At 55.5% G+C, this 11,976-nt stretch carries 7 protein-coding genes; 6 read left to right on the top strand and 1 reads right to left on the bottom strand.

Going from position 1 to position 11,976, the window contains the following annotated elements:
* Positions 1 to 22 precede the first annotated feature (22 nt).
* Both recJ and pulA read left to right on the top strand, forming a co-directional pair.
* Complete coding sequence (recJ, locus tag LJ739_RS16145) at positions 23 to 1,747, top strand: single-stranded-DNA-specific exonuclease RecJ (protein WP_229162180.1); 1,725 nt, start codon at positions 23 to 25, stop codon at positions 1,745 to 1,747.
* Positions 1,748 to 2,038: 291 nt separating this feature from the next.
* Positions 2,039 to 9,070 carry a pullulanase-type alpha-1,6-glucosidase gene (pulA, locus tag LJ739_RS16140; protein WP_229162178.1) on the top strand — a complete coding sequence of 2,344 codons (7,032 nt, stop codon included), beginning with the start codon at positions 2,039 to 2,041 and terminating at the stop codon, positions 9,068 to 9,070.
* A gap of 51 nt (positions 9,071 to 9,121) precedes the next feature.
* Here pulA and LJ739_RS16135 read toward each other — a convergent pair whose 3' ends face one another.
* Positions 9,122 to 9,775, bottom strand: a complete 654-nt coding sequence (locus LJ739_RS16135; RefSeq protein ID WP_229162176.1) for a hypothetical protein — start codon at positions 9,773 to 9,775, stop codon at positions 9,122 to 9,124.
* A 104-nt stretch (positions 9,776 to 9,879) separates the two neighbouring features.
* On the opposite strand from LJ739_RS16135, the gene LJ739_RS16130 reads away from it, so the two are divergent.
* The 4 genes from LJ739_RS16130 to acpS are packed head-to-tail and all read left to right on the top strand — an operon-like array spanning position 9,880 to position 11,976.
* Entirely contained in the window at positions 9,880 to 10,158 is a 279-nt protein-coding gene (locus LJ739_RS16130) for a hypothetical protein (protein WP_229162174.1), read from the top strand.
* The gene (gene recO / locus LJ739_RS16125; RefSeq protein WP_229162172.1) at positions 10,155 to 10,862 is read left to right on the top strand and encodes a DNA repair protein RecO; all 708 of its coding nucleotides are present in this window, start codon (positions 10,155 to 10,157) and stop codon (positions 10,860 to 10,862) included. Before LJ739_RS16130 ends, recO begins: the two co-directional genes overlap by 4 nt.
* Positions 10,859 to 11,599: a pyridoxine 5'-phosphate synthase gene (pdxJ, locus tag LJ739_RS16120; protein WP_229162170.1), complete on the top strand. Its 741-nt coding sequence runs from the start codon at positions 10,859 to 10,861 to the stop codon at positions 11,597 to 11,599. The genes recO and pdxJ overlap by 4 nt, the downstream gene beginning before the upstream one ends.
* On the top strand, positions 11,596 to 11,976 hold the full coding sequence (acpS, locus tag LJ739_RS16115; RefSeq protein WP_229162168.1) for a holo-ACP synthase: 381 nt from the start codon (positions 11,596 to 11,598) through the stop codon (positions 11,974 to 11,976). The genes pdxJ and acpS overlap by 4 nt, the downstream gene beginning before the upstream one ends.

Below are 11,976 nucleotides of genomic sequence, written 5' to 3'. Positions count from 1 at the left end.
GCGTCTTTGCCTTTGACTGCCAATGCCTTTAGAAATCGTTCGCCGACCTGCTCAGGATGCCGGTCACCTGACCTCTGTTGAGCATCCGCTACTGCGCCAGATCCTTGCTAATCGAGGCGTGCAAGATAACCAACAGCTGGATCTTTCCGCCCAACAACTGGTCCATTTTGATCGCTTACGGGGGATCGATGTTGCGGTTGAGTTGTTAGCGGATGCCATTGCCCGTCAGCAACACATCATTGTGATCGGTGATTTCGACGCGGATGGCGCAACCAGTGTTGCCCTGGTGATGTTGGCACTGACCCAGATGGGCAGTAAAAAGCACAGTTACCTGGTACCGAACCGGTTCGACTTCGGCTATGGATTGAGCCCCGAAATTGTCGATGTTGCAGCTCAGCAGGGTGCCAACCTTATCATGACCGTCGACAATGGCATTGCCTGCCACGCTGGGGTAGAGCGCGCCCGACAACAGGGCATTGACGTGATCGTCACCGACCACCATTTGCCCGGTGACAGCGTGCCGGATGCGGCGGCGATTGTGAATCCTAATCAACCCGGCTGTGAATTCCCTTCCAAGGCTTTGGCCGGTGTTGGCGTCGCCTTTTATGTGATGCTGGCATTGCGTCATGCCTTAAAAGGCCGTGATTGGTTTAGCCAAAACAGTATCGCGGTGCCAAACCTTGCTGACCTGCTGGACATTGTTGCGTTGGGCACAGTGGCGGATGTCGTGCCGTTGGATCACAACAACCGTGTGTTGGTTTATCAGGGCTTACAACGGATCAGAAGCGGTCGTTGTCGGCCGGGTATTCGGGCCATGTTGGAGGTTGCCAGAAAGTCGTTGGCGCGAATCCAGTCCAGCGATCTGGGCTTCGTGCTGGGTCCCCGTTTAAACGCCGCCGGGCGTTTGGATGATATGTCATTGGGCATCGAGTGCCTGCTCAGTCCTAATGAAGGCGTTGCCCGGGAAATGGCCGTACAACTCGACAGTCTGAACCGCGAGCGACGGGAGATTGAATCCAGCATGCAGGCGCAGGCAATTGAGCAGCTTGAGCAACTGGTATTGGATGAAAGCGATCTACCCTATGGCATGGTGCTGTATCAGCCGGATTTCCACCAGGGGGTCATCGGTATTCTGGCCGGCAGGATCAAAGATCGTTATCACCGTCCGACCATCGCTTTTGCCCATCAGGACGACATGACCCTGAAAGGCTCAGCCCGCTCGGTGGAAGGTCTGCACATCCGCGATGTTTTGGATGAAATTGACCGGCGCCAGCCCGGCCTGATGGACAAATTTGGCGGTCATGCCATGGCCGCGGGATTAAGCTTGCCTGTTGCCCACCTAGAGGCTTTTCAGACCTTGTTCAACCGCACGGTCGAACAGTGGATGGCGGGCAAACCGTTGCACGGTCAGGTGCTGAGTGACGGCGAGTTACCGGCACTGGATATGACCCTCGATTTTGCCCAGCAATTGCAGGCACTTGGCCCTTGGGGACAGCAATTCCCGGAGCCTCGTTTTGACGGCACCTTTACCCTGCTGGAGCAACGGATTGTGGGCCAGAAACACCTCAAAATGTTGCTCAAGCAACCCGATGGGAAGTTGCTCGATGCCATCGCCTTCAATGTCGATCTGAGTCGCTGGCCTGACCCAACCCGTCAACAGGCACGCATGGCCTACAAGCTGGACATCAACGAATTTCGCGGCCGGATCAGCGTCCAATTGTTGGTCGAAGCCTTGGAACCGGCCTGATCCTGACGGGCCGGTTTAGCCTTTGCATTCGTATTCATTGCGCTATGTTGGCGTACTATTTTTACCCTTCGTTATTTTGTAACTAACTGAAAAATATAGTTTAAATATTTTCTTAAACGAATAAGGCGTGAGGCGGTGTAAAAGTCTCTGACACGCCTTTTCACTTGTTCCCGGCCCCGTGCGGTAAATAAAATGTAAATTTTATGTTGGTTAAAAGTTGGCCGGATGTGCGCTGTTCCGTTCCGCTTTTTCGCCATGTACAGGCCACATCTTCGGATGAGCGAGGGACACATGAACAGGGTAATTCAAGGTTGGATTTTCAGCATGGTCATGCTGGGAGTCAGTTCACTTTCACTGGCAGCACAACCGCAATCTTCTGCGGGCGATGTCATTCAGGACCAGGTGTTTTATTTTGTCATTCCTGATCGGTTTGCCAACGGAGATAACACCAATGACACCGGTGGCATCAATGGTGGTAAATACCAGCATGGCTTTGATGCCACTGACAGCCGCTTTTATCACGGCGGAGACCTGGCCGGTCTGACCGCGAAACTACCGTACCTGAAAACCCTCGGCGTGACGGCCGTCTGGATCAGTCCGCCGTTTGTGAACAAGCCCGTGCAAGGGCAAAGTGCCGGCTATCATGGTTATTGGGCCACTGACTACACGCAGGTAGACCCCCATTGGGGCAGCAACGACGATTTGCACACGTTTGTCTCCCGCGCCCACGCTTATAAGATGAAGGTGTTTTTGGATGTGGTGATTAACCATACCGCAGACGTGATCAAGTTCAGTGAATGTCACGATGCCAGCGGCGCGTTGCTTGAGGGGTTGTCCTCCTGTCCGTACAAAACCGTTGCCGAAGCACAAACGACACCTTACACGCCGTTTATCCCCGCCGGAGAAGAGGCTGTTAAGTCGCCGGCCTGGCTGAACGATCCGGCGTACTACCATAATCAGGGCGACAGTACCTTTGATGGCGAGTCATCCCTGAACGGTGACTTCTTCGGGCTGGACGATCTGGATACCGCAAATCCGACGGTCATCGCCGGCATGATTGATATTTTCAAAGGCTGGATCACCGACTTTGGGATCGACGGGTTCCGCGTCGACACCATAAAACACGTTGACGTCGGCTTGTGGCAGCAATGGGTTCCGGCCATACAGGCCCACGCCGAAGCGCAGGGTATCAACGATTTTTTCATTTTTGGCGAAGTGTTCGATGGCGCTCCGGCGCGTTTGTCGACGTTTACCCGGGAAGCCACCTTCCCATCGGTGTTGGATTTTGGCTTGTACTATGCGTTCAAAGACGTAGTCAGTGACTACCAGGGCACTGACCGCCTGGCCTGGGTGTTTTCCCAGGACGATGGGTATCTGGATGCGGATACCCAGGCCAATCACCTGATGAATTTTGTCAGCAACCACGATGTGGGTCGCATTGGTCACTTCATCGATCAGATGCCGATCAGCGAGGTAGAGAAGCTGGCGCGCGCCAAACTGGCGCAAACCCTGATGTTCTTTAGTCGAGGTGTGCCGGTGATTTACTACGGTGATGAGCAGGGCTTCACGGGGGATGGTGGCGATGCCGAGGCCCGTGAAGACATGATGCCGTCCAGCGTTGCCAGCTACAACGACAACGACTTGCTGGGTACTGAGGCAACAACGGCAGATGATAACTTTGACCGCCGTCACCCACTGTACAATCATCTGCGCAACCTGGCGCGGATCAAAAAGCAAGTCAAGGCATTGCGTCGTGGTACGCAGATTGTGCGTTACAGCCAGTCAACACCGGGACTGTTCGTCACCTCCCGCATTCTTCCCGGCGAAGCGCGTGAGGCGGTGATTGCCATCAATACGTCGACCGACCCTCAGTCGCTGACCCTGCCTGCTTTATCCAGCCACTACAATCAGGTGTGGCCATCGATGGCACGCAACCAGCCCGCAATCAAGGGCGCAGAGATGGAGCTGGAAGTACCGGGTCTGAGTGCCAGGGTCTATCTGTCCAATCAGGTGCTGGCGTTGCCGCAAAATTTGCCAACGGTGAGTTTTGCCAATGTATCCGAAGGCGATTTGGTCAATGGTCTTGTTGACGTGCAAGCACAACTGAGCGGTGGTGATGATTCGCCGGTTCCCTTGTACCGGGTTCACTTTTCCATGCAGGTGGGTGATGGCCCTCTTCAGCCACTGGGTACCGATCTGACGGCGGACTATCGGGTGTTCGCCGATGTATCCATGCTGCCTGATGACAGTCAGATCACTTTCTATGCCACCGTGGATGGCTATGGCCAAGCCAGTAACAGCGCACAAGTAACCGTCACTAAAGGGCTGGTGAAAGGCATGACGGTGTACTTCAAAAAGCCGTCAGACTGGGGTGACGAGGTGAACATCTATTGGTTTGGCAGTGCGCCGCAGGCTGACGTCCAGTGGCCCGGCGTTGCCATGACCCCCGTCATCGATGACTGGTATCAATTTACCTTTGACGACGGTGTTGGCCAGGCCAATCTGATTTTCAATGACGGCAGCCAGCAAACCGCAGACCTGTTCCGTCAGGGGGATGGTTGCTATGTCGAGCAGGCATGGCAGGACAGCTGTGACATCCCTGAGCCGGGCATGACCGTGTATTTCCAGGCACCGGCAGATTGGGGCAGCGATGTTAATGTGTATTGGTTTAATACGCCGGGTCAGTCGGCGACCGACTGGCCGGGGCAACCCATGACCCTGATTGGTGAGCGCTGGTACCGTTTCCAGTTTGACAATGACGTCAACGCGGCCAATCTGATTTTCAATGACGGTAGTCAGCAAACCACCGATTTGTACCGCGAGGGTGATGGCTGCTATGTCGAACAGGCCTGGTTGAGCGATTGCACGCCACCGGTTGCGGGGATCAAGGTGTTGTTTAAACGCCCTGCCACCTGGGCTGAAACCCTGTACATCCATTACTGGAACAGTGAGCCGGTGGCAGGAACCAACTGGCCGGGTATCGAAATGACCGATGAGGGCAATGATTGGTACAGCTACCAGTTTCCCCTCAATGGCGACAGTGCCAATCTGTTGTTCCACGATGGACAGGGTAACCAGACCGGTGATCTTTACCGTACGCAGAACGGGTGCTATGTCGGTGGGAATTGGCAGGACAGCTGCGTCACCGATGTGTTGCCACAAGGCATGACAGTATACTTCCGTCGCCCGTTAGACTGGAACGTGCCGAATGTGCACTACTGGTACGATGGCGGGGCATCGACCTGGCCCGGCGAAGAGATGTCGGCGTTGGGTAATGATTGGTACGCCTTTCAGCTCCCGGACGGTGTGACGGCAACCAATCTGGTGATCAATGATAAAACCGACGGCAGCAACGGACATCAGACCGGTGATCTGTATCGCGAGGGTGACGGCTGTTACGACCTTGACAGCAACAGTTGGGCCGACAGTTGCCCAATCCCCGGCTATACGGTGTATTTCAAGAAGCCAGCGGCCTGGTCCAACGCCCACGCCTACTATTGGTCTACATCGCCTTATGATGTCGCCAGTGTGGGATGGCCGGGTGAGGCAATGACGGCTCTGGGCGATGACTGGTTTAGCTATCAATTGCCCGATGGCGTACAGGCATCCAACATTATTTTTAACAATGCAGGCCAGCCACAGACGGCAGATTTGTCACGCAGCGGCGATGGTTGCTACACCCTGGAGGGAGGCTGGACAGATACCTGCGAAGCACCGCAACCGGGCATGACCGTTTATTTCTACAAGCCGGATCATTGGGGCAGTGCACTCAATGTGTATTTCTTCAATGCCCCGGATGCGCCTTCATGGCCGGGCCTGCCAATGGTGTCTCTGGGTGAAGGCTGGTACAGCTATACCTTCGCCCAGGGCGTGACTGCCGCCAATCTGATTTTCAATGATGGGCAAGGCAATCAAACCGCCGATTTATACCGTGAAAACGGCGGGTGTTACGGAGAATTTGGTGACCGCTGGCGTCAGTCGTGTCTGGTGCCAAGCGACAGTGGGGTGGAGATTGTCAATCAGGCCGCCCATTGGCTGAGCGGCGAGACACTGGCCTGGCAGGTGGCAGACAGCCGCGCCAGTCAATATCGCCTGTACTATGCGATGAACGCGACATTGGATGTCGAAGCCGGTGCGATGGTGGGAGAAGATGGCTATGTGTCGCTGACCAACAGCGGCAGTCTGTCCGTTGCATTGCAGGAACGCTACCCACACCTGGCGGGTTGGGCGTCTTTCCAGTTAAGCGATACCACACAAAATGGCACGCTGGCTCAGGCACAACTGGTGGCGGCGGCTTTTGACAGCAGCGGCAATCTGCTCGAGGCAACCCGTGTGCAGCGTGCAGGTGCACTGGATACGTTGTTTGCCTATGACGGTAACCTTGGTGTGCAGTATGCCGAAGGGGTGCCGTCGGTTACGTTGTGGGCACCAACGGCGCAATCGGTGGAACTGGTGCGTTACGATAGCGACGGCAATGAACTGGCCCGCCACAGCGCCGATGCGGTTTCTCAGGGGGCTTACACCTTTAACGGTAGCGCGGATTGGGATCGCCAGTATTACCGCTTTGCCCTGACCGTTTATCACCCCGTTTCCAACAGCATTGAGTTTTATGAAGTCACCGACCCGTATTCGGTGACCTTGTCGGCTAACAGCAGCTTCAGCCAGTTTGTCGACATGACCAGCAGTGACAGTACTTTGGCACCCACCGATTGGTGGTCAATCAATAAGGCACTGCCGTCGGCACAGGACATCACCTTGTACGAAGGTCATGTGCGCGATTTCTCCCAGCACGACACCAGTGTACCGGTCGCGGATCGGGGCAAATACACCGCCTTTACCCATAATGGTGAAAACGGCGCTGCGTTGTCATTGGGGATGGCCCATCTCAAACGTCTGCAACAGGCCGGATTGAGTCACTTTCATCTATTGCCGGTGTTTGATATTTCGTCGGTGGATGAGAACCCTGATCATCGGGTCGATATTGCCGACCCGTTCAGTCGCCTGTGCAGCCTGTCGACAGATGACGTCGTACAGTCTCGCTGTGACACCTACGGGGAAACCCCCATCGTTGACGTGTTGCAGGCGTTGCGAGATACCGACGCCGGCACTGAGGATATCCAGGCCCTTGTCGGGGCAATGGTCAACCTCGACAGTTTTAACTGGGGATACGATCCGTTTCATTTCAATGCCCCGGAGGGCAGTTATGCCACGTCACCTGACGGCATCACGCGAATTCTGGAGTTCCGCCAGATGGTTAAGGCACTGGATGAAATTGGCCTGAAAGTGGTGATGGATGTGGTCTACAACCACACCTCAGCCTCGGGTTTATGGTCCAATTCCGTGCTGGACAAAACGGTGCCGGGCTATTATCACCGCCTCAATCCGATCAGCGGTGCGGTTGAAAACAGTACCTGTTGTGACAATACCGCCACCGAGCATCGCATGATGGAAAAACTGATGGTGGATACCCTGGTGCATTGGGCGCGCTACTACAAAATTGACGCGTTCCGGTTTGATTTGATGGGCCACATTCCCAAGTCGGCGATGTTGGCCGCCCAAGCGGCGCTCGCAGAATTGACCCTGGCCGAAGACGGCGTTGATGGCGCCAATGTCTATTTGTACGGTGAGGGTTGGGATTTCGGCGAAGTGGCTGGTAACCAGCGCTTTGAACAGGCCACCCAGTTCAATATGGCCGGCACCGACATTGGCACGTTCAATGATCGTCTGCGCAGTGCCGTTCGGGGCGGTAATTTCACAGACAGCGGGCGGGCCCAGGGCTGGACCAGCGGCAACGAACTGTTTTCCAACGGTTACGTCAGTGGCGGCGGGGTGAATGATCAGGCCGATCGTATCCGCATCGGCCTGGCCGGAAATTTGCAAACCTATCCGTTTATTGACCACAGTGGCAATGCTAACACCGGTGTCAGCTACGGCGGTGTGGGTTATACCCTGGATCCGCAGGAGTCGGTTAACTACGTGGATAAGCACGACAACGAAACCCTGTGGGACAATACCCAGGCCAAGCTGCCCGACAGCATGAGTATGGATGACCGGGTGCGGGTGCATATGCTCAGTACCGCGTTGATCAACTACGGCCAAGGGGTGCCGTTCTATCAGATGGGCACCGATCTGTTGCGCAGCAAGTCGCTGGACCGTAACTCCTACAACTCCGGTGACTGGTTTAACCGTGTCGATTTCAGTGCCCAGGACAATCAGTGGGCCGCCGGTTTGCCGCTGGCGCAGGACAATCAGGTACGCTGGCAAACCATGAGTGACATCATTGCCAACGGCAACATTGTGGTCACGCCTGCGCACCAGCAGCGTGCCCATGATCTGTTCATTGAGCAGCTCAAGGTGCGCTATTCAAGCCCACTGTTCAGATTGTCCGATGCCGACTACGTGCACACGCGTCTGGCCTTTCACAACACCGGCGCGGCTCAGACACCGGGACTGATCGCGATGACATTGAGTGACGGCCAGTGCAGTGGTGTCGATCTTGATCCTCAGGTTGACGGCCTGTTGGTGCTGTTCAATGCCGATGATCAGGCGCTGCAGATCACCGTGCCGGGTACGGCCGGAAGCTCACTGCATCCATTACTGGCGGTGTCGTCAGACAGTGCCCAGCAGGGCGTGTTGATTGATCACGAAACCTACACCGTACCGGCGCACACAGCGACCGTATTGGTCAAGCCTCAGGGCGCACTGCAGGGCGATTATCCCTGTAACCCTCAGGCGGGTACGAGTAATCAGCCCGGTATGGTGGTGAATGTGAAAAAGCCCGCTGACTGGAGTACCGTGAACCTGTACTACTGGAACACATCCCCGGTGGAAGCTTCGGTTGGCTGGCCTGGTGCCCCGATGGCCGCCCTTGGCGATGATTGGTATCAGTTGCAACTGCCCAACGGGGTTGACCAAAGCAACCTGATTTTTAACGACGGTCAGGGGCAACAGACCACCGATTTGTACCGTCAGGGGGATGGTTGTTACGACATCGGGTTAGCGAGCTGGAGTGATTCATGCAGTTTGCCTGGATTGCGCGTGTACTTTCAAAAACCGGCGGACTGGAGCAATGACATTCATATCCACTATTGGAATGCGGGTAGCGTTGCTGGCACCGCCTGGCCCGGTGAAGTGATGACGGCGTTGGCAGGGGGCTGGTTCTTTTTTCAGATGCCTGACGGTGTGCGCTCTGCCAACCTGATATTCAATGATGCAAACACTGGCAGCGGTGGGCAGACGGCGGATTTGTCCCGTCAGCGTGATGGTTGTTATGTGTTTGCCAGCCAAACCTGGTCTGATACCTGCGAGGTGGCGTCTCCCTGAGCCTTACGGGTTATACACGGGCGAGAGTGGCGGGCCATTGGCCCGCTTTTTTTATGGGTGAACGTCAGGCAGCGCGTCGATGCGCTGGCGGAAATCGGCAATGTGTTCGGGTGAGCGGATCATTTTTTCCAGCGCCGGGGTTAGGTTGCTAAGCAGTGCGAGGTGATCTGCATAGCGGGTTTTGTCGCGCACCAACAGGCGACGGATGTCGGCCAGTGCAGCGGTGCAGCAAGTTTCGATGGCGTTGTTATATTCGTCCGACAAGCGGCTGACCATGCCGGTGGGATCCATATGTTGGGCGCTGTATGGACGGTTTTTTACTTCTTCTATTTGGGCTCGCAACGCTTCTGTGCGGTCGACCAACTCACGTAATAAGTCTTCTGCATGGGTTGCCAGGTGTGGCAGGGTGCCATCAATGTCCTGTTGTATCTGCTGGTAGCCGTCGAGTTGCCACTCGGTGATCCCTTTGGCGCTGTAGACTTTGCGGACCTCGCGCAAGCGTTTCTGGATCAGCACGAGCTCTGCCAGGTGTTCCTGTGGGTTGCTGAAAGTGTCGTTTTTGATCCAGTGTCGGGTGCTGTCAACAATGTGGTTGGCATCGGCATCGGCCTGGTCACGAAAGCGTTGTGAGTCGGTTTTTGCCGGTGGGCCGCCGCAGGCCGACAACAGCATGGCCGTGATACTGGCGGTGAGGACTTTTTTCACGCTAAATCCCTGTTTCTATGTCCAATAGTTTCATCGGGCATGGTATCCTAAGCGCCCGCAATACACCAGTTAGCTGAAACCCAGAATCAAACGATGAGCGGCGTATGAGCGCGAAAAGCGTTAAAAAATTGCTCGACAAGCACCCGTCCCTTACCCACAGCGAAGGTCTCAAGGTGGTCTCGCATGTGCAACGTGATGACGATGACTGGGTTGTGCACACGCTGATGCTGGATGGCATTGACGTACCGTTTCGGTTTCGCCGTAAAGGCCAGTATGCATCATTGCGTGGCGCGCGGGTTAATCTGACGTATTACCCCAGTCACGAGACGGTGGCCGGCATGCCGTTTGAAATCATGAATGTGGTGAGAATTAAACGCACATGAGTGTTCAGGATAGTGCCATTGACGCCTGGGTGCTGCATCGCCGACCTTATCGGGAAACCAGCCTACTGGTCGACTTGTTTTCCCGTCAGTGGGGTAAAATGACGCTGGTGTGTAAAGGGGTGCGGGGCAGTAAAAGTGATAAAAAAAGCCTTTTGCAGCCGTTTCAGCCGCTGTCAGTCAACCTGTACGGTCGCCATGAACTGAAAAATCTCCGCAGTGTTGAAAGCCTGGGGCCGCGCCTGGCGTTGCGGGAGCAAGCCTTGTTCTGTGGTATGTACATGAATGAATTGCTCAATCGTGTGTTATTGCCACAGGTCGCCCAGGATGCACTGTATGCCCAGTACGAGCACAGTTTGCTGTCGCTGGCCCAGAGTGCACCTTTGCAGCCCTTATTACGGGAATTTGAGTGGGTGTTGTTGGAGGACTTGGGCTATGGTTTTGATTGGCAACATGATGCTGAAACGGGGACTGAGATAGATCCCGGACAAACATACACGTACATGGCCCAACAGGGGTTTGTTGTGGCCGGAACCGGCGCCCATGCCCGGTGGCAGGGACAACTGTTGCTGGATGTGGCTGAACGTCGATGGGGGCCTGACAGTTTACGTTGTGCCAAACAGGTCATGCGGTTGGCATTGCATCCCCTGATCGGCGATAAGCCGTTGAAAAGCAGAGAATTATTTATCCAATTGGAGCGACGATGAGAAACGATATCCTGCTCGGTGTGAACATTGATCATATCGCCACCTTGCGCAATGCACGTGGCACCCATTATCCGGATCCGGTCCACGCCGCCGATGTGGCAGAACGGGCGGGTGCAGATGGTATCACCGTGCATTTGCGTGAAGACCGGCGGCATATCACCGATCGTGATGTGCGCCTGTTACGCCAGACGCTGAATACCCGTATGAATCTGGAAATGGCGGTGACCGAGGAAATGCTGATGATCGCCAGTGAAGTGCGTCCCGCGTTTTGCTGCCTGGTACCGGAAAAGCGTGAAGAGTTGACCACCGAGGGCGGGCTCGACGTCGCGGGTCAGTTTGACAAAATTCGTACTGCCTGTGGTCGGCTGGCAGCCGAAGAGATCCAGGTGTCGCTGTTTATCGATGCAGAGCGTGGCCAGATTGATGCTGCTAAGGCGTGTGGTGCACCCTACATTGAAATTCACACCGGGCAGTATGCAGAGGCTGCCAGTGAAAGCCAACAGCAGGAAGAACTGGCCAAGTTGCGCGAGGGCATCGAGTATGCCGCCAGCATCGGTTTGAACGTCAATGCCGGTCACGGTCTGCACTACCACAACGTCAAGCCTGTCGCGGCCATCGAGCAAGTGATTGAACTGAATATTGGTCACGCCATTATCGCCCGGGCCGCCTTCGATGGTTTGCATCGTGCAGTGGCGGACATGCGAGCGCTGATGCAGGAGGCGAGACGAGGCGCATGAGTGTCTGTGGGATAGGTACTGACATCGTTGAAATCGCCCGTATTGCCGGTCATGTGGAGCAATCTGAGCGCCTGGCCCAGCGGGTATTGACTGACAATGAGCTGGAAGCCTACCGCCAGCATCGTTACCCGGCGCGGTTTCTGGCCAAACGGTTTGCCGCCAAAGAAGCGGCGGTCAAAGCGTTGGGCACTGGCATTGGTAACGGCATCAGCTGGCAACACATTGAAGTGGGGAATCACGACAATGGCCAGCCGTTTTTGCGCTTTAATGGTCATTTTGCAACGCTGTGCGAGCAGCGCGGCATCACGCACAGCTGGTTATCGATCGCCGATGAACAGCGCTATGCCACGGCCACTGTTATTTTAGAGCAGCGTTGA

The sequence above is a fragment of the Fluctibacter halophilus genome (genome assembly GCF_020687825.1).
GTDB classification, from domain to species: domain Bacteria; phylum Pseudomonadota; class Gammaproteobacteria; order Enterobacterales; family Alteromonadaceae; genus Fluctibacter; species Fluctibacter halophilus.
This window is presented reverse-complemented; position numbering and strand designations above follow the sequence as displayed.

Coding starts and splice junctions, on each gene's coding strand:
- pulA (WP_229162178.1), top strand. CDS start 2,039: ATGAACAGGGTAATTCAAGGTTGGATTTTCAGCATGGTCATGCTGGGA.
- LJ739_RS16130 (WP_229162174.1), top strand. CDS start 9,880: ATGAGCGCGAAAAGCGTTAAAAAATTGCTCGACAAGCACCCGTCCCTT.
- pdxJ (WP_229162170.1), top strand. CDS start 10,859: ATGAGAAACGATATCCTGCTCGGTGTGAACATTGATCATATCGCCACC.
- recO (WP_229162172.1), top strand. CDS start 10,155: ATGAGTGTTCAGGATAGTGCCATTGACGCCTGGGTGCTGCATCGCCGA.
- acpS (WP_229162168.1), top strand. CDS start 11,596: ATGAGTGTCTGTGGGATAGGTACTGACATCGTTGAAATCGCCCGTATT.
- recJ (WP_229162180.1), top strand. CDS start 23: ATGCCTTTAGAAATCGTTCGCCGACCTGCTCAGGATGCCGGTCACCTG.